This is a genomic window from Sodalis sp. RH22, from assembly GCF_047324165.1.
In the GTDB taxonomy this organism is placed as follows: Bacteria; Pseudomonadota; Gammaproteobacteria; order Enterobacterales; family Enterobacteriaceae; genus Acerihabitans.
Window position 1 is genome coordinate 1,806,098 of sequence record NZ_CP178731.1, and the last position, 19,168, is coordinate 1,825,265.

Consider the following 19,168-nt stretch of genomic DNA (forward strand, 5'->3'; position numbering starts at 1 on the left):
TTGTCAAAAAGCCATAATTCGAATATTATCGAATTACAGAATAAGGCTACAGTAAATCATCGCGCCAACAAATACAGGAACCCGAACCATGTCAGCACTCTTTCAACCCTTTAAACTCAAGGATGTTACGCTGCGCAACCGCATCGCGGTGCCGCCCATGTGCATGTATTCCGCCGATGAAGGCCTGATCAACGACTGGCACCAGGTCCATCTGGCCGCCCTCGCCCGCGGCGGCGCCGGGCTGGTGATCGTCGAGGCCACCGCGGTCTCCCCCGAGGGGCGTATCACCCCAGGCTGCGCCGGCATCTGGAACGATACCCTGGCCCAGGCCTTTGTGCCGGTGGTGCGGGCCATCAAAGCGGCGGGCGCGGTGCCCGGCATCCAGATCGGCCATGCCGGCCGCAAGGCCAGCGCTAACCGGCCCTGGGAGGGCGATGACCATATCGCCGAGAGCGACCCGCGCGGCTGGCAGACCATTGCGCCGTCCGCCATCGCTTTTGGCGCCAATTTGCCGAAAGTGCCCAAGGCCATGACGCTTGACGATATCGCCCGGGTGCGTGATGATTTCGTGGCCGCCGCCCGCCGGGCGCGCGACGCCGGATTCGAATGGCTGGAGCTGCATTTCGCCCACGGCTACCTGGCCCAGAGCTTCTTCTCGGCCCATTCCAACCAGCGCGACGACCAGTACGGCGGCAGCGCCGTTAACCGCGGCCGTTTCCTGCTGGAAACCCTGGCGGCGGTACGCGAAGTCTGGCCGGAACATTTGCCGCTGGCCGCCCGGTTCGGCGTGCTGGAGTTCGACGGGCGCGACGAGCAGACCCTGACTGAATCCATTGACCTGATCACGCGCTTCAAACAGGCCGGCCTGGATATGCTCAGCGTCAGCATCGGGTTCTCCACCCCCGACGCCACTATTCCCTGGGGACCGGCTTTTATGGGCCCGATCGCCAAGCGGGTGCGCGGGGAAGCGGATATCCCGGTCGCCTCCGCCTGGGGATTCGGTACGCCGGACCTGGCCGAAAAAGCCGTTCAGGACCAGCAATTGGATCTGGTCATGGTGGGCAAGGCCCATCTGGCCAATCCCCACTGGAGTTATTACGCCGCCCGTGAACTGAAGATTGAACGTCCCTCCTGGACGCTGCCCGCCCCCTACGCCCACTGGCTGGAAAGATACTGACGCCGGCGCTAACCGTCGTCCCGGCATCAGGGCGGCGGTTAGCCTGAGAGCGGCAATTCCTGATGCAGCGCGGTGCGTGGTGTGCCCACCCGTGGTGCATCCTCTCCCTCCATGGCGGTTGCCTTAATGATATCCCCGGCATTGACGGCCGGGCACTTCGCACGCCCGCAACAAATCCCCTGAAATTCCAGTCATCTGCAACGTTCGATTAAAAAAAGAGCGAACCAATAAAAAATTGGTTCGATTTGTGCTTGATGGTGATGAAAGGTAATGAGTGATGGCGTGCGTTCCGGCGGAACAGCGCGCCATCAGGGCGTTATCGACACGATTATGGCAAATCAGGGTGTGAGTCATGACAAAACAGCCGTCGTCCTTCTCCGCGCTGGAACAGCTGCGCGCGCTGATCCTGCAACACCCCGCGCCTGAGCTGCCGCTGCCCACCGAGCGGGAGCTGGCGCAACGCTATCAGGTCGGGCGCCGGGAGATCCGCCGCGCGCTGGACGTACTGGAGATGGAAGGCAGGGTGTGGCGCAAACAGGGCAAGGGCACCTTCCTGGGTCCCGATGCCCCATCGCAACCGCTGGTGCTGCAGGGCTTGCCGCGCCAATCGACGCTGCTGGAGGTGATGGAAGCCCGTCTGCAGCTGGAGCCGGGGCTGGCGCGCCTGGCCGCCCTGCGCGCCACGCCGGAACAGCTGGCGCTGATGGCGCGCCTCCAGGAGCGGATGCAGGTGCTGGCAACCGATGACAGCGATCAGCACGAACTGTGGGACAGCGCCTTCCACCGGACGCTGGCCGAAGCGGCCGGCAACCGGCTGCTGCTCGGCCTGTTTGACGCGCTGGACGCCATACGCCGCGACGACAGCTGGCGCCATCAGCGCGAGAAGGCGCGCAACCCGGCGCGGCTGGACAACTATAACCGGCAGCACCAGCGCCTGATCCGCTATCTCCAGGCCCGCCGGCCCGAGGAGGCCGCCGCCGTCATGACCGAACATCTTCTGGCGCTGCAACAGGCGCTGACCACTGTCCTGTCCATCGACAAGGAGCCTCAAGCCTGATGACGATCCCCACATCCCCCGCGCCGCCGGTGCTGAATATCGCCCATCTGCGGGTGCGCTTCCACGGCTCGCCGGCCAGCGTGCTCGACGATATCTCGCTACATATCCAGCCGGGGGAGACCCTGGCGCTGGTGGGCGAATCCGGCTGCGGCAAAAGCGTCACCTCGCTGGCGTTAATGGGGTTATTGCCCGACAGCGCCCGCATCGACCAGGGGGATCTGTATTTTAACCAACACGACCTGCGCGCCCTGTCGCCGCGGCAATACGCCAACCTGCGCGGCAATCAGCTGGCCATGATTTTCCAGGAGCCGATGACGTCCCTCAATCCGGCGTTTACCCTGGGCGACCAATTGGCGGAGACGGTAATACGGCACCAGGGCGGCAGCTATCGCCAGGCCATGGCGCGCGCCGGGGAGATGCTGGCTTTGGTGCAGATTCCGGCGCCGGAACTGCGCCTGAAGTCGTATCCGCACCAGCTTTCGGGCGGTATGCGCCAGCGGGTGATGATCGCCATGGCGCTGATCAACCGGCCGCAATTGCTGATTGCCGACGAACCCACCACCGCCCTGGATGTCACTATCCAGGCCGGTATCCTCAGCCTGCTTAACCAAATCAAGCAGGACACCGGCACCGCCATTTTACTGATTACCCACGATCTCGGCGTGGTGGCGGAAGTGGCGCAGCAGGTGGCGGTCATGTACGCCGGCCAAATTGTCGAAACCGGCAGCGTGGACGACATTTTCAGCGACCCGCAGCATCCCTACACCATCGGACTGATGGCCTCGATGCCCAGCCTGTCGGCCCGCATTGGCAAGTTGGCCACCATTCCGGGGTCGGTGCCCACCGCGGACGCCATGCCCGCCGGCTGCCGCTTCGCTACCCGCTGTCCGTTCGCCGACGAACGCTGCCACCGTTCCCGGCCCGATCTGCGTCCGGTCGCCGCAGGCCATGAGGCCGCGTGTTTTTACGCGCCGCTTGAACACCATTTCGCGCCGGGAGCCAGAGCATGAGCCAGCCGATCCTTGAAAGCGTGGCATTGACGAAAATCTTTCAGGGCCCCAAAGGCCTGTTTACCCGCCAGCGCCAGGTGCACGCGGTGGATCGGGTATCACTGAAGGTCTGGCCGGGCGAAACCCTGGCCATCGTCGGCGAATCCGGCTCCGGCAAATCCACCCTCGGCCGGCTGCTGCTGCGCCTGCTGACGGCCACCGAAGGGCGGGTTTTCTACCAGGGCAATGATATCGGCATGCTGCCCGCCGGGCAGTTGAACCAGCTGCGGCGCGAGCTGCAAATCATTTTCCAGGATCCGTTCGCCTCCCTCAATCCGCGCATGACGGTGGAGGAGATTGTCGGCGAGCCCATCTGGCTGCATGAGCGGATTTCCCGGGCGCAGCGGCGCGAACGGGTGGCCGAACTGCTGCGCACCGTCGGGCTGCCGGCCCTGTACGCCCGGCGGTTTCCCCATGAATTTTCCGGCGGGCAGCGCCAGCGCATCGGCATCGCCCGCGCCCTGGCGTCCAAACCCACGCTGCTGCTGGGGGATGAGCCGGTTTCCGCGCTGGACGTGTCGGTACAGGCGCAGGTGGTCAACCTGCTTGAGAGCCTGAAAGAACAGTTCGGCCTGACCCTGATCGTGGTGGCGCACGGACTGGCGGTGATCCGCCATATGAGCGATCGCGTCGCGGTGATGTACCTGGGGCAAATCGTCGAAATCGCCGCCGCCGATGATATTTTCGATCAGCCGCTGCACCCCTATACCCGGGCGCTGATTGCTTCAGCGCCCCAGTTAACCCCAGGCGGCCGGCAATCCGGACCGCTGCTGACGGGGGATTTGCCCAACCCGTCGCAGCCGCCGTCGGGATGCCGTTTCCATACCCGTTGTCCCCACGTCAGGGACGTCTGCCGGCAGCATGAACCGCCGCTGGAACCCGCCGGCGATCGGCGCCAGGTGGCGTGTCACCGCTGGCGGGAACTGAACAGCGATCGCAGCGTTATCGTCATGGCGCCGCCGTCGGCGGCTTTCCTGCGGCGGCGCGCGCTGTTTGTCGACGCCGCGGCCCGTAAACCCTAACTGCCACAAGGAATCTATGCTCATGAACTCCCGTCACAAGCTTTATACCGCGCTGAGTGGTTTGGTGTTGCTTGGCGTCAGCGGCCAGCCGTATGCCGAAAGCATTTTACGTATCGGTCTGGGCAGCGACCCCGACATGCTCGATCCCCACTTGGCCCGGACCTATTATGGCCGATTTGTCTTCGCCGCCATGTGCGACCGGCTGGTGGATGTGGATGAAAAGCTGCAGGTGGTGCCCGGCCTCGCCACCGACTGGCAGTACAGCGATGACGGCAAAACCCTGACCATGAACCTGCGCCAGGGCGTGACGTTTCAGGATGGCGAAGCCTTTAACGCGCAGGCGGTGAAATTTAATATCGATCGTGCGCTGACCCTGCCGGGATCGCTGCGCAAAAGCGAACTGTCCTCGGTGGCGTCCGTCGAGGCCACCGGCCCCTATAGCGTGACGTTTCACCTGAAGAACGCCGACGCCGCGCTGCTCTCCCAGCTCACCGACCGGGCGGGCACCATGCTGGCGCCCCAGGCCGCCGCAAAGGAGAACTTCGCCGCGCACCCGGTATGCTCCGGTCCCTACCAGTTCGACAGCCGGGTGCAGCAGGACCGCATTGTGCTGACGCGCTATGGTAATTACTGGAATAAACAGGCCTACCACTTCGATAAAGTGATTTTTATGCCCATTCCCGACTCCTCGGTGCGCCTGGCCAACCTGCGCGCCGGCGATCTGGATCTGACCGAAGGCATTGCCGCCAGCGATGTGAAAACCGTCGAGGCCAATCCCACGCTCGCCCTGGCCAAGGTGACTGGGCTTGGGTATATGGGGCTGACCTTTAATATCGCCAACGGCAAGGCCAATCCCAGCGATCCGTTTGCCAAGGATGCGCGGGTACGCGAAGCGTTCTCCCTGTCTCTGGATCGCGACGCCATTAACCAGGTGGCCTTCGAGGGGCAATACACCCCGGCTAACCAGCCGTTCTCCACCGTCAGCCCTTACCATGTGGATTTGCCGGTGCCGGCGCGGGATGTGGAGAAAGCCAAATCCCTGCTGGCCGCCGCCGGGGTCGCCACGCCGGTGGAAACCACCCTCCTGGTGGCCAACAGACCGGATGCCCAGCAGGTGGGCCAGGTCATCCAGGCCATGGCCGGCGAAGCCGGGTTTAATGTCCATTTGCAAACCTCTGAATTCGCCACGCTGCTGGATCGCCAGCAGCGGGGAGATTTCCAGGTCAGCATGTCGGGCTGGTCCGGCCGCCCGGATCCGGACGGCAGCATCTATTCGTTTATCCACAGCAAAGGCAACCTGAATGACGGGCGCTACAGCAACCCGCAAGTGGACGACTGGCTGCAACAAGCCCGCGCCACCTCCGACCAGGCCAAACGCAAAGTCCTTTATAGCCAGGTGGTGGCGCAGTTGCAGCAGGATATGCCGCTGGCCTATCTGTATTTCGAGCCGCGCATTTTCGGCATGACGAAAAAAATAACGGGATTCAAACCCTATCCCGACGGGTTGATCCGCCTGGCGGGTATGCAACTGGCGCCGTAGCGCATCGAGAATCCGGGAGCGATGATGTTAGAACTGATTGGCAAGCGCGTATTGCTGGCGATACCCACCCTGTTTTTAGTCAGCATTATGGTGTTTTCGCTGCAAAAACTGCTGCCGGGCGACCCGGTGGTGGCCATGGCCGGCGAAGAGCGCGACCCGGCGGTAATCGCCATGCTGCGCGCTAAATACCGCCTGGACGACCCCATTCCCGCCCAGTATTTTTACTGGCTGCGCGACGCGCTGCAGGGCAACCTGGGCATTTCGCTGCGCACCCAGGAACCGGTGACCACGCTTATCGCCAGCAAGCTGCCCGTGACCGTCGAACTGACGCTGCTGTCGATGATCATCGCCATGGCGCTCGGCATCACCACCGGTATTATCGCGGCGGTGCGCCGGGGAACCTGGGTGGATTACAGCGCCAACTTTATCGCCTTGTCCGGCATCTCCATCCCCAACTTCTGGCTGGGGGTGCTGCTGATCCTGCTGTTTTCCGTCAAGCTGCAGTGGCTGCCGGCCTCGGGGTTCGTGCCGCTGACCGAAGACCTGGCGCAAAACCTGCGCACCCTGCTGCTGCCGGCGTTGGTGCTCGGCACCGGGCTGGCGGCGACGCTGATGCGCCATACCCGGGCGGCGATGATCGCCGTGCTGAAAGCGGACTATATCCGCACCGCCAAGGCCAAGGGCCTGCTGCCCGGGCGGGTGATACTCAAACACGCGCTGCGCAATGCGCTGGTGCCCATCGTCACTCTCACCACCCTGCTGTTTGGCGAGCTGCTTGGCGGCGCGGTGCTTACCGAGCAGGTCTTCACCATACCGGGATTCGGCAAGATGATTGTCGATTCGGTGTTCAACCGCGATTACGCGGTGGTGCAGGGGGTGGTGCTGGTGGTGGCGATGGCTTTCCTGCTGCTTAACCTGGTGGCCGACGTGCTATACGTGCTGATCAATCCGCGCATGAGAGGAGAATAATATGTCGCAGGTGCTCACCGGCGCGGCCGCGCCGGCTACGCCCAGGGCGGGCAGCCGGGCGATAAAGAAATTCATCGCCAATAAAAGCGCCGTGATCGGGGCGGCCATCGTGCTGATCTTTGTCATCATCGCCCTGCTGGCGCCGTGGCTGGCGCCCTTCGACCCCATCAAGGCCAACTTTCTGGCGGTACGCAAACCGCCGTCGGCGATCTACTGGCTCGGCACCGACGAACTGGGCCGCGACATCCTCTCCCGCCTTATCTGGGGCGCCCGCACTTCGCTGACGGCCGGCTGTATTTCCGTGATTATCGCCATTTTTATCGGCGTGCCGCTGGGGCTGGTCGCCGGCTATTGGCAGGGAATATGGGATGGGATTATCTCGCGCGTTATCGAGGCGTTGCTATCCTGTCCGTTTTTGATCCTGGCCATCGCGCTGGGGGCGTTTCTCGGCCCGAGCCTTATCAATGCGATGATCGCCATCGGCCTGTCGGTGATGCCGATTTTCGCCCGCCTGACGCGCGGGCAGGTGATGAGCATCCGCAACGAGGAGTATATCGAGGGCGCCCGGGCCATCGGCCTGCCCGACCGCTGGATCGTACTGCGTTATGTGCTGCCCAACGTGTTGTCGCCGATTATGGTGCAGGCGACGCTGGCCATCGCCTCGGCCATCATTACCGAAGCCAGCCTGTCGTTTTTGGGACTGGGGCAACAGCCGCCCTCTCCCTCCTGGGGCGCCATGCTCAATACCGCGAAAAATTACCTTGAACAAGCGCCATGGATGTCGATTTTTCCCGGACTGGCGATCTTTTTTACCGTCCAGGGTTTCAACCTGCTGGGTGACGGGCTGCGCGATGCGCTGGATCCGCGCGACAATTAACCAACACAGGATTACACGATGACATCACCACTGGATTTCCAGGTAGCCTACCCCTCCCTGCGGCCGCCGATGATGGGCCGCAACGCGGTTTGCGCCTCCCAGCCGCTGGCGGCCCAGGCGGGTTTGCGCATGCTGCTGCAAGGCGGCAACGCCGTGGACGCCGCCGTCGCCGCCGCCATGGCCCTGACGGTGGTGGAACCCACCGGCTGCGGCATCGGCAGCGATGCGTTCGCCCTCGTCTGGGACGGCAAACGGCTGCATGGCTTAAACGCCTCCGGCCGCTCTCCCGCCGCCTGGAAATATGAAGATTACGCCCATCTGCCGGCCGTGCCGGAACTGGGCTGGGACGCGGTCACCCTACCCGGCGCGGTGTCCGGCTGGGTGGAACTCGCCCGCCGCTTCGGCTCCCTGCCGCTGACGACGCTGGCGCAGCCGGCGATTGATTATGCCCGCGACGGTTTTCCGGTATCGCCCCTGATTGGCGCATTATGGCAGCGCGGCGTCGAGCGCCTTGGCGATCAGCCGGGATTTATGGCGTGCTTTGCGCCCGGCGGACGCGCGCCGGCCATCGGCGAGCTATTCCGCAACCCGGCCCAGGCCAGGACATTGGAACTGATCGCGCAAACCGAGGGCGAGGCGTTTTATCGCGGCGAATTGGCGGCGAAAATTGCCGCTTTCGCCCGGCAGCATAACGCCGGCCTAACGCTTGAGGACCTGAACAATCACCGGCCGGAATGGGTCGAACCGCTGTCCCGTCCTTTTGCCGGCGGATCGGTGCATGAACTCCCGCCCAACGGCCAGGGCATCGCCACCCTGATAGCCCTGGGCATCCTGGAGCACTGCGGGATCGGCCGTTATCATCCCGACTCGGCGGCGGCGCTGCATCTGTCCATCGAGGCGATGAAGCTGGCGCTGGCCGACCTGGAACGTTATGTGGCCGATAGCGATCATATGGAATTCGAGGCCAGGCATTTATTAAGCGATGCATACCTGCAACAGCGCGCCGCGTTAATCGATCCCGAACGGGCGGGGGATTTTGTCTTCGGCGCGCCGCGGCAAAACGGCACGGTCTATCTGTCCGCCGCCGATGCCGGCGGCATGATGGTATCCTTTATCCAGTCTAATTATATGGGGTTCGGGTCCGGCGTGGTGGTGCCGGACACCGGCATCAGCCTGCAAAACCGCGGCGCCAGTTTTGTGCTGGAGCCGGGACATCCCAACTGCCTCGCCGGCAACAAGCGCACCTTCCACACCATTATCCCGGCGTTTGCCCTGGACGGCGCCGGACAGCCGCTGATGTCGTTCGGCGTCATGGGGGGATCCATGCAGGCGCAGGGCCATGTCCAGATGGCGCTGCGCATCATGCAGCACCGGCAAAACCCGCAGGCGGCCATTGACGCGCCGCGCTGGCGGGTGGTGCGAGGACGCGAGGTGATGGTGGAACCGGCGCTGGACCGCAATACCCTGGCGGCCCTGCGCGCCATGGGACACCAGATAAGCGTCGAGGACCCGATGCAGATCCACAGCTTCGGCGGCGCCCAGGCCATTATGCGCGACGCGCAGGGCGTGTATATCGCCGCCACTGAAAGCCGCAAGGACGGGCAGGCGCTGGTATATTAACCCACAGCCCGCCCCTCCGGCGGGGATGTCGACATTGCGCAGCCGTTGCGGCGCCGGCCCGCATTCAGCGGCCGACGTTCTTTTGCATGTCGGCCGGATAACGCTCGCCCTGTACGTTGATATTGGCCACGGCGCTTTCGATGGCGCGCAAATCATCGGGGGTGAGAATCACCTCGACGGCGCCCAGGTTTTCCTCCAGGCGGTGCAGTTTTGTGGTGCCCGGGATGGGCACAATCCAGGGTTTGCGCGCCAGCAGCCAGGCGATGGCTATCTGCGCGCGCGTGGCCTGCTTGCCCACCGCCAGCTCGCCGAGCACGTCCACCAGCGCCTGGTTGGCAGCACGCGCCTCGGGTGTAAAGCGTGGCACGATATTACGGAAGTCGTTGCCGTCGAAGGCGGTATCCTTGCTTATGGCGCCGGTGAGAAACCCCTTGCCGAGCGGGCTGAAGGGCACAAAACCGATGCCGAGCTCCTCAAGCGTCGGTAAAATCTCCTGCTCCGGCTCCCGCCACCATAAGGAGTACTCGCTTTGCAGGGCGGTAACCGGCTGGACCGCGTGCGCCCGGCGGATAGTCTGCGCGCCCGCCTCGGACAGGCCGAAATGCTTCACCTTGCCTTCCTGGATCAACTGTTTCACCGTGCCGGCGACATCCTCGATGGGGACGTCCGGATCGACGCGATGTTGGTAAAGCAGGTCAATCACCTCGGTCCGCAGGCGCTTTAGCGACGCCTCGACCACCTGCCGGATATGCTCCGGCCGGCTGTTGAGGTGCTGTTTGCCGTCCGGACTCGGCAGGTCGAAACCGAATTTGGTGGCAATCACCACCCGATGGCGAAACGGCGCCAGCGCTTCCCCCACCACGTCTTCATTGGTAAAGGGACCGTACACTTCCGCGGTATCGAAAAAGGTCACGCCGCGCTCAACCGCGGCGCGGATAAGCGCGATGGCCTCAGGCCGGTCTTTCGCCGGGCCATAGCCATGGCTCAGGCCCATGCAGCCCAGGCCCAGCGCCGAGACTTCCAGATTGCTGTTGCCGAGTTTTCTCTTTTGCATTTTTTACTCCTTAAAGTTCCTGGCTGGTCGGACGGAACAGGATTTCGTTAAGATCCCCGTCTGGCGGATGGCAAACGCCACGACGCTGGCGAACGAGACCGTGGGGATGGCGTGCTGTTCATGAAAAGCCCTGGTATAGGTTATTTTCAATACCTTAAGGCGGGGCGGCTTTGCGCCGGGTGATCTTCAATCGCCCGTTAACGTTAGCAGAAGGACGGTGGCGGGGTTAGCGGCGCGAAGGAAATGAGCTTATGAAATGGATTCATAAATGTTGTTGCAATCTCCCGGACTGAGGTCTGAACGCAGCCAAGCATATATGTATAGAATAAGGGCAATGCAAATGATGCGCACAACGCAGGCGGCGTAATGTTACGAGAAAACTTCAATGACCTCATTTCTTTCCTGGTGGTGGCAAAGGAACGCAGCTTCACAAAAGCGGCGGCGAAACTGGGGGTTTCCCAGTCGGCGCTAAGCCACGCCATGCGCAGCCTGGAAGAGCGCCTGGGGCTCAGGCTGTTAACGCGCACCACGCGCAGCGTGGCGCCGACCGAAGCGGGCGAACGCTTGCTCCATTCGCTGGGTCCGCGCTTCGCCGACATCGAGAGCGAGCTGGACGCCCTGGGTGAAATGCGTGACCAGCCGGCGGGCAATATCAGGATAAGCGCCGGAGAACATGCGATGGATTATGTCCTGTGGCCGGTCCTGAAACGCTTCCTGGCGGGGTATCCGGATATCAATGTGGAAATTACCGTGGATAACAGCCTGACGGATATCGTCAGCGGGCGTTATGACGCCGGCATACGCCTGGGTGAACAGGTCGCCAAGGATATGGTCGCCGTGCGTATCGGGCCGATGATGCGAATGGCGGTGGTCGGCGCGGGCGCGTATTTGGACCGGTATGGCATACCGGCGACGCCGCAGGAATTACAGCATCACCGCTGCATTAATATGCGCCTGCCCACACTCGGGGGCAAATATGCCTGGGAATTTGAAAAAGCGGGCCATGAGCTAAAGGTCCGCGTCGACGGCCAGTTAACCTTTAACTGCCTGCGTCAGCGGATTGATGCCGCCATCGCGGGATTCGGTCTGGCATTCGTACCGGATGATACGGTGCAAGAACCCCTGGCGAGCGGACAGCTGATCCGGGTGCTGGAAGACTGGTGCCCCGCGTTCCCGGGATATTACCTGTATTATCCCAGCCGTAAACAGCATACCACCGCCTTTGCCCTGTTTATCGACGCGATACGCTTTCAGCAATAACCGCGCGCGCGCTGCCCCTTGACGGTGCAGCGCGCGACAACCCGTCCGCCGCCAAGCCGGGCCATGACAAGCATTACGCCGGCCTGTTCGCGTAATCCCCTGAAAAACAAAGACACTCATTCTTTTTTGCCGTTGGCGTGGATCTTGCTGCAGGTTAAGTCGCCATATGGCTTCTCAAGCAACGACCCGGGCGCAATGCGCTTTCTCCCATAGATAGGGTGATCATAACTAGCCAGGGGTTATCCGATGGAACTGAAATGGTTGGAAGATTTTCTCAGCGTTTCTCAGTGCTATAGCTTTACGCGGGCGGCTAATGAGAGAAACATTACCCAGTCCGCGCTAAGCCGCCGGATCAAGCAGCTCGAAGAGTGGCTCGGCGTGCCGCTGTTTGATCGCAAGGCCTACCCGATCCGCCTGACGGCAGAGGGGCAGGATTTTCTGCAAACCGCGGCGGAAATGGTGTTTTCCATGACCCGGCTACGCAACGATATCCGCGAGCGTCATATGCATAAGCACGCCATCGTGCATTTCGCCACGCTGAATACGTTGTCGCTGACGTTTTTTCCGTCCTGGATTAACGCCGTCGAACCCTCCCACCAATACGGCTATATCCGTTTATGCGATCAGCAACCTTCCTTCAGCGGCAATATCTCCCTCCTGCTCGACGGTGAAACCGATTTTTTACTGACCTACGCGCACGACTCCGTGCCGTTGATGAAACAGTTGCAACGTTTTCCTTATCTCGAACTGGGCGAGGAACGGGCCATCGCCGTCTGCGCGCCGGACAGCGGCGGCAAGCCGCTTTATCCCATTGATGAGAGCCGGGCCGCCGACGGCGTCCAGGCGCCTATCCCCTATCTTAGCTATGGCAAACGCTCATTTTTCGCCCATGCGCTGAGCGCGCTGTTCGCCACGCGCCCGCTGCCGCTGAAGACCATTTATGAAAATTCAATCTCCAGCGGCCTGAAGGCCATGACGATTTCCGGCTGCGGCACCGCCTGGTTGCCGTCAAGTTTGATCGATGAAGAACTCGCCGCCGGTACCCTGATCCGCGCGGGCGACCGCAGTTGGGATATCCAGGCCGGCATTCGCCTTTACCGGCTGGAAAAATTCCGCAACATCCAGGCCGAGCGCCTGTGGAACCGGGCCGCCCTGCTGCACCGGACCCACGCGGCAGCCTGAGCCGCGCCCACGCGCCGGGCGGTTTAATCAGCCTGGCGATCCACTGTTTCCCTGCCTTTCAACGGCCGGGGCGGGCGATTATTTCCGTGATAAAAACACTATATATCAAATAAATAATTTCCCCTAACGCCACAAAACCATGCCGCGGCACGCTATGCAATTTTGGAATAGGCCAGTTGAAAGTCTCATTGGATCTTTGCCGCCGATATCCACATCCTGAACGGGTTCCCATTATTTTTCCGGCCCGACACATCAACAACAACCCCATCCACCGGCACGAGGATATTCAGGTGAATAACGCAACAGCGCAGCAGAAAGCATTGGTCTGGAACCTGGTCGATGTAAAGAAAAACCTGTTCACCGCCCTGAGCGATCGTATCTGGGGCATGCCTGAAATCGCCTATACCGAATACCGTTCGGTGGCCGAACATACCGACATGCTCAAGACCCAGGGTTTTCGCGTCACGGAAAATGTCGCCGGCATTCCCACCGCCGTCATGGGGGAAGCCGGCCAGGACGGTCCGATCATCGCCATACTGGGTGAATACGACGCGCTGCCGGGACTGAGCCAGGTCGCCGGCATCGCGCGTCCGGAACCGATTCCCGGCAACGGCCACGGCCATGGCTGCGGTCACAACCTGCTCGGCTCCGCCGCCATGCTCGCCGCTACGGCGATTAAGGACTGGCTGGCGCAAACCGGCGCGCCGGGCCGTGTACGTTACTATGGCTGCCCGGCGGAGGAAGGCGGCGCGGCAAAATCCTTTATGGCCCGCGCCGGCGCGTTTGACGACGTGGATATCGCCATTACCTGGCATCCGTCGGCCTTCAGCGAAGTGGCGCGCGCCGAATCCCTGGCCAATACCCGTATGGACTTTGTTTTCCACGGCCGCGCCTCCCATGCCGCCGCGTCGCCGCATCTGGGCCGCAGCGCGCTGGACGCGGTCGAACTGATGAACGTCGGCGTCAACTACCTGCGTGAACATGTGCCCTCTGATTCGCGCATTCACTACGCCATGCTCGACGCCGGCGGCATCGCGCCGAACGTGGTGCAGGCGCGCGCGGCGGTACGTTACGCTATCCGCTCCCGTGACGTCCATGCCATGTTCGCCCTTAATGAACGGGTGAAAAAAGTGGCGGCGGGCGCGGCGATGATGACCGAGACTACGGTGGATATCAGCATCATGAGCGCCGTCGCCAACCTGCTGGGCAACGAACCGCTGGAGGACGCCATGCAGCGTAATTTCGACCTGCTGGGTCCCCTCGCCTTCGACGATGCCGACAAAGCCTTTGCCGCCGACATCCAGGCCACCCTGTCCCCGGAGGATATACAGAGCGCCTATCGCCGCATCGGCATGAAAACACCGCCCCAGGCCGCCGCGCTGTGCGAATTCATCGTGCCCCTGGACGCGGCCGGCGAACTGATGCTCGGCTCCACCGACGTTGGCGACATCAGTTGGGTGCTGCCGACCGTACAGGCCCACGTCCCCACCTACGCCATCGGCACGCCGGGCCATTCTTGGCAACTGACCGCGCAGGGCATGATGCCCGCCGCGCATAAGGGGCTGGCCTACGCCGCCAAGGTGATGGCCGCCACCGCCATCGATACCCTGACCGATAAGGTCCTGCTGGCGCAGGCGAAAACCGCGCACTACGAACTCACCGCGCAAACGCCTTATGTCTGCCCTATTCCCGCCGACGTGCAACCGCCGCTGCAACCGCGCCCGGCCGAATGACGGTTTTTGTCTGTCCCGTCGCCGTCATGCCGCGGCGCATTTTCGGCGATTCGCCATTTCTCTTCACAGGAGCGGAATTTATGCGCACTACCCGCAGACGTACCCTGAACACCCTGATCGCGCTGACGCTGGGATACGCCCTGCCGCCCCCGGCGGCGCACGCGCAAACGCCGCCGGATTCACTGGTGATGGCATGGAATATCGATGCCATCAGTACCTTTGACCCGGCGCAGATCGGGGAGGTGGTCACCAATGAAATCATTAAGAACACCTGCGATACGCTGGTCGATTTCGACCCCAAAGATGAAGCCAACGTGATACCCCGCCTGGCGAAAAGCTGGGACATTGCGGCGGACCACAGGCAAATCACCTTCCATCTCAACAGCGGGCTGGCGTTTCCGTCAGGCAATAAAGCGACGGCGCGGGATGTCGCCTGGTCGCTGCAGCGGGTGGTGCTGCTGGGCTTCGGCAATTCAGCCACCCTGACCGAATTCGGCTTTAACAAAGACAACGTTACCCAGCGTATCACGGCACCGGACGACAATACGCTGGTGATGACCTTCGACCGGTCGTATCCGGCCAACCTGGTGCTGCAGGCGATTGCGGCCAATAACGTCTCCACCACCCTTGATCGCGCGCTGGTCGAGCAAAACGCCGTTAACGGCGATATGGGCAATAAATACCTGACCACCCATACCGCCTGCGTCGGTCCCTACCAGCTGATGCGCTGGAACGCCGGTGAAGGCGTCATGCTGCAGGCGAATAAGCCCTATTGGGGCGCCGCCCCCAAACTGCAGCGCATCCTGATCCGTCATGTGGCGGAAACCGGCACCCAGCGTTTACTGCTGACCCAGGGCGACGTGGATATCGCGCGCGACCTTGCGCCGGACGACCTGCGTGATTTGGACCAGGGCGGCCAGGTGCGCGTCGATAAGGTGCTCAAGCCGCAGCTGTTTTTCTGGACCTTTAACAATGAGGATCCCATTTTCAAAAATCCCCAGGTGCGCCTGGCGATGCGTTACCTGATTGATTACCAGGGGCTGGCGTCCACCGTGATGCCGTACCTCGGCGTGCCCCGCGCCAGCTTCGCCCAGCTCGGCGCCTACGGCGCGCTGGATAAAGACGCCGGACAGCCGTTCAGGCTCGATCTCGATAAAGCCAGGCAGCTGTTAACCGCAGCCGGTTATCCCAACGGCTTTACCGCCAAACTGATTATCGGCACCCTGCCGCACTCCGCCCCCATCGCGCAAAGCACCCAGGAAAACGCCTCGAAAATCGGCGTGAAACTCACGATTGAAAGCATGGCCAACGCCCAATTGTTCAGCCGCGTGCGCGGACGTGAGTTCCAGAGCGCCATGATGGCGTGGCAGACCTCGGTACCGGACGCCTATGGCAACGCCTCGCGCCTGGTTTTCAATCCGGACAACGGCAAGGAGGCCAAAAATACGCAATATCCCAGCTGGCGCGCGGCCTATTTTGACCCGGCGATGAACCAGCAGGTCACCGACGCCCTGCTGGAGCCGGACGATCAAAAACGTATCGCGCGCTATCACCAGTTGCAGGAAGAGCAGATGCAGCAGGGCCCGATGGCGATCATGTTCCAGATGTACAACACCGCCGGGCTGACCAAACAGGTGAAGGACTGGACCTGGAACGGTTTTCGCGTGTATTACGCCATGGCGGCTAAATAACCACGACGATAGGGTCGTTTTCACGCAAGGAGTCACCGATGTCGCTAATCGATCCGGCCGCCACGGCCGAACACCCGGCCGACCCGCTCTGGCTCAGGCTGGGCGGGCACGGCGCGCGGCTGGGCAAGCTGCTGGTTTCCGTGCTTTGCACGCTGTTGGGACTGGCGGCGCTAACTTTCTTTATCGGCCGTCTGCTGCCCATTGATCCGGTGGTGGCGGTGCTGGGCGATAACGCCAGTCAGGAAGCCTACCAAAAAATGTATCGCCTGCTGGGGCTGGATAAACCGCTGTGGCAGCAATTTTTACTGTATCTGCAACACGTCGCCAGGCTGGATTTCGGCAACGCCCTGACCACCGGACGCCCGGTCATCGAGGATATCGGCCGGGTATTTCCCGCCACCCTGGAGCTGGCGAGCCTGGGGGCGATCATCGGCACCTGCCTGGGTATTCCGGCCGGCGTGTTCAGCGCCATGTACCGCAATACCTGGTTTGATCACTGCATCCGTTTTATCGGCCTGCTCGGCCATTCCGCGCCGAATTTCTGGCTGGGGCTGATGGGACTGGTGCTGTTCTACGCCACGCTCGGCTGGATCGGCGGGCCGGGGCGCATCGACTTTATCTATGAATTCGACGTGAAGAGCGTGACCGGGTTCTATCTGGTGGACACCCTGCTTGCCGGCAACTGGGCGGCGCTGGGCAACGTATTCAGTCATCTGATCCTGCCGGCGTCGATCCTCGGCCTCAGCGGCCTGTCCTACATCAGCCGCATGACCCGCAGCTTTATGATTGAACAACTGTCGCAGGAATATGTCATCACCGCCCGCGTCAAGGGGCTGTCATGGGCGCGCAGCGTATGGGTCCATGCGTTTCGCAACGTGGCGGTGCAGGTGGTGACGGTGGTGGCGCTCTCCTACGCCTTTTTGCTCGAAGGCGCGGTGCTGACCGAAACCGTCTTCGCCTGGCCCGGTTTCGGCCGGTATCTGACCAACGCCATGCTGGCCGGCGATATGAACGCGGTGGTCGGCTGTTCACTGTTGATCGGCAGTATCTTCGTGGGGATTAACCTGCTTTGCGATCTGCTTTACCGCATTTTCGACCCGCGCACCCGTCAGGAGCAATCATGACCGATTCGGCTAAACCCCGGCTGACCCGGCAGTCGCGCCGCGCGCTGCGCGCCTGGCTGGACGCCCCCGTCCCCGCGACGCCCTGGCAGGCGCGTATGCAGCAGAGCCTCAATCAATGGCGCCGTTTTTGCCGCAATACCCCGGCGCTGTTCGGCCTGGCGGTGATGATGATCATTACCGTCGCCGCGCTGTTCGCCCCCTGGCTGGCGACCCATAATATCTACGCGCAAAACCTGCAGCTGCGCCTTGCCGCGCCCGGCGCCGGCTACTGGCTCGGCACTGACGAACTCGGGCGCGATATCTACAGCCGCCTGATCTACGGCGCGCGCATTACGCTGTACATCACCTTCCTGTCGGCGCTGATCGTCGGACCGATAGGCCTGCTGGTCGGCACCATCGCCGGCACCCTCGGCGGCTGGGCCGATACCCTCTTGATGCGCATCGTGGATATCTTCCTGGCCTTCCCGAGCCTTATCCTGGCGCTGGGGTTTGTCGCCGCGCTCGGACCCGGCATCGAAAACGCCATCATCGCCATTTCGCTCTCCGCCTGGCCGCCCATCGCCCGGCTGGCGCGCGCGGAAGCGCTGTCGATCCGCAAAATGGATTACGTCGCCGCCGTGCGCCTGCAGGGCGCATCGCAGATGCGCATTATCCTGCGCCATATCATCCCCATGTGCCTGCCGTCGGTAGTGGTACGCCTGACGCTGAACATGGCGGGGATTATCCTCACTGCCGCAAGCCTTGGTTTTCTGGGGCTAGGCGCGCAGGCGCCCAGTCCCGAGTGGGGGGCGATGCTGTCTTCGGGGCGACAGTTCATGATGACCAACTGGACGATTGCCGCCATTCCCGGCCTGTCGATTCTTCTCACCAGCCTGGCCTTTAACCTCTTCGGCGACGGCCTGCGCGACGTTCTGGATCTGCGCCATGACTGATACCCTGCTGGAAGTGCGCCACCTCAACGTGGTGTTTAAAGACCCTCATCGGGAACACCACGCCGTACGCGATATTTCGTTCGCCATCGGCCGCGAAAAAGTGGCCCTGGTCGGTGAATCCGGCTCCGGTAAATCGCTGACCGGGCGCGCACTGCTGAAACTCACGCCGCGGGGCGCCCGCGTCAGCGCCGAAAAAATGCGGCTGGGCGATACCGACCTCCTGCTTACCGGCGAGCGTGGGATGCGCAAAATCCGCGGTAAACGCATTTCGATGATAATGCAGGATCCTAAATTTTCACTTAATCCGCTGATGCGCGTCGGGCAGCAGATCAACGAGGCCTACCGTACCCACTTTAACGTCGGCGAACACGAGGCGCGGGCCAAGACGCTGCTGATGCTGGACGCGGTGAACATCCGCGATCCGCAGCGGGTTTTCAGGCTTTATCCGCATGAGATTTCCGGCGGCATGGGCCAGCGCATCATGATTGCCATGATGCTGATACCCGAACCGGATCTGATCATCGCCGACGAGCCGACATCGGCGCTGGACGTCACCGTGCGCCAGCAGGTGCTGGGGGTGCTTGACGCCCTGCTGGAGCGGCGTAAAACCGGCCTGTTGTTTATTACCCACGACCTGGGCCTGGTGGAAAAGTTCTGTGACCGGGCGCTGGTCATGTACGGCGGGCGCATTCTGGAGGAAATCGCCGCCGATCAATTGCATAACGCCCGGCACCCCTATACCCGGGCGCTGCTTGCCAGCCAGCCCGATCTGCGCCATCCGGTGGATATGCTGGCGATCCCGGCGCGCGATCCGGCATGGCTGACCGGCCCGGTGTATCGCTATGGAGAACAATGCTGATGACCTGCGCGATAAACGACCC

At 62.2% G+C, this 19,168-nt stretch carries 16 protein-coding genes; 15 read left to right on the forward strand and 1 reads right to left on the reverse strand.

The genetic code is table 11. The annotated features are described in order from the left end of the window. Positions 1-88: 88 nt before the first annotated feature. From ACL2XN_RS08225 to ACL2XN_RS08260, 8 genes are all read left to right on the forward strand, one after another. Positions 89-1,177: an NADH:flavin oxidoreductase/NADH oxidase gene (locus ACL2XN_RS08225; RefSeq protein WP_413730638.1), complete on the forward strand. Its 1,089-nt coding sequence runs from the start codon at positions 89-91 to the stop codon at positions 1,175-1,177. A 352-nt stretch (positions 1,178-1,529) separates the two neighbouring features. Continuing rightward, entirely contained in the window at positions 1,530-2,234 is a 705-nt protein-coding gene (locus ACL2XN_RS08230; protein ID WP_413730639.1) for a FadR/GntR family transcriptional regulator, read from the forward strand. Next, positions 2,231-3,244, forward strand: coding sequence for an ABC transporter ATP-binding protein (locus ACL2XN_RS08235; RefSeq protein ID WP_413730958.1), 1,014 nt, complete (start codon positions 2,231-2,233; stop codon positions 3,242-3,244). Before ACL2XN_RS08230 ends, ACL2XN_RS08235 begins: the two co-directional genes overlap by 4 nt. Beyond that, positions 3,241-4,305: an ABC transporter ATP-binding protein gene (locus ACL2XN_RS08240; RefSeq protein WP_410015617.1), complete on the forward strand. Its 1,065-nt coding sequence runs from the start codon at positions 3,241-3,243 to the stop codon at positions 4,303-4,305. The genes ACL2XN_RS08235 and ACL2XN_RS08240 overlap by 4 nt, the downstream gene beginning before the upstream one ends. Before the next feature lie 22 nt (positions 4,306-4,327). After that, a complete protein-coding gene (locus ACL2XN_RS08245; RefSeq protein ID WP_410015618.1) occupies positions 4,328-5,845 on the forward strand; it encodes an ABC transporter substrate-binding protein in 1,518 nt (505 codons plus the stop codon). A 24-nt stretch (positions 5,846-5,869) separates the two neighbouring features. Beyond that, the gene (locus ACL2XN_RS08250; protein ID WP_413728805.1) at positions 5,870-6,814 is read left to right on the forward strand and encodes an ABC transporter permease; all 945 of its coding nucleotides are present in this window, start codon (positions 5,870-5,872) and stop codon (positions 6,812-6,814) included. Position 6,815: 1 nt separating this feature from the next. Further along, complete coding sequence (locus tag ACL2XN_RS08255) at positions 6,816-7,691, forward strand: ABC transporter permease (protein ID WP_413730640.1); 876 nt, start codon at positions 6,816-6,818, stop codon at positions 7,689-7,691. Between the two features lie 18 nt (positions 7,692-7,709). Then, positions 7,710-9,311, forward strand: coding sequence for a gamma-glutamyltransferase family protein (locus tag ACL2XN_RS08260; RefSeq protein WP_413730642.1), 1,602 nt, complete (start codon positions 7,710-7,712; stop codon positions 9,309-9,311). 64 nt (positions 9,312-9,375) lie between these two features. Here ACL2XN_RS08260 and ACL2XN_RS08265 read toward each other — a convergent pair whose 3' ends face one another. Beyond that, complete coding sequence (locus tag ACL2XN_RS08265; RefSeq protein ID WP_413730643.1) at positions 9,376-10,365, reverse strand: aldo/keto reductase; 990 nt, start codon at positions 10,363-10,365, stop codon at positions 9,376-9,378. A gap of 366 nt (positions 10,366-10,731) precedes the next feature. Here ACL2XN_RS08265 and ACL2XN_RS08270 point away from each other — a divergent pair, with 366 nt between their 5' ends. The 7 genes from ACL2XN_RS08270 (at position 10,732) to ACL2XN_RS08300 (ending at position 19,146) form a co-directional block, all read left to right on the forward strand. After that, positions 10,732-11,625, forward strand: a complete 894-nt coding sequence (locus ACL2XN_RS08270) for a LysR substrate-binding domain-containing protein (protein ID WP_413728623.1) — start codon at positions 10,732-10,734, stop codon at positions 11,623-11,625. A 246-nt stretch (positions 11,626-11,871) separates the two neighbouring features. Next, positions 11,872-12,807 (forward strand): LysR family transcriptional regulator, encoded by a 936-nt coding sequence (locus ACL2XN_RS08275; RefSeq protein ID WP_413728624.1) that lies wholly within the window; start codon positions 11,872-11,874, stop codon positions 12,805-12,807. 290 nt (positions 12,808-13,097) lie between these two features. Beyond that, positions 13,098-14,540: an amidohydrolase gene (locus ACL2XN_RS08280; RefSeq protein WP_413722502.1), complete on the forward strand. Its 1,443-nt coding sequence runs from the start codon at positions 13,098-13,100 to the stop codon at positions 14,538-14,540. A gap of 80 nt (positions 14,541-14,620) precedes the next feature. Further along, positions 14,621-16,231 (forward strand): ABC transporter substrate-binding protein, encoded by a 1,611-nt coding sequence (locus tag ACL2XN_RS08285; RefSeq protein ID WP_413730644.1) that lies wholly within the window; start codon positions 14,621-14,623, stop codon positions 16,229-16,231. 38 nt (positions 16,232-16,269) lie between these two features. Next, complete coding sequence (locus ACL2XN_RS08290; protein ID WP_410015626.1) at positions 16,270-17,355, forward strand: ABC transporter permease; 1,086 nt, start codon at positions 16,270-16,272, stop codon at positions 17,353-17,355. After that, the gene (locus ACL2XN_RS08295; protein WP_410015627.1) at positions 17,352-18,287 is read left to right on the forward strand and encodes an ABC transporter permease; all 936 of its coding nucleotides are present in this window, start codon (positions 17,352-17,354) and stop codon (positions 18,285-18,287) included. Before ACL2XN_RS08290 ends, ACL2XN_RS08295 begins: the two co-directional genes overlap by 4 nt. Beyond that, positions 18,280-19,146: an ABC transporter ATP-binding protein gene (locus ACL2XN_RS08300; RefSeq protein ID WP_410015628.1), complete on the forward strand. Its 867-nt coding sequence runs from the start codon at positions 18,280-18,282 to the stop codon at positions 19,144-19,146. Before ACL2XN_RS08295 ends, ACL2XN_RS08300 begins: the two co-directional genes overlap by 8 nt. The last annotated feature ends 22 nt before the right edge of the window (positions 19,147-19,168 follow it).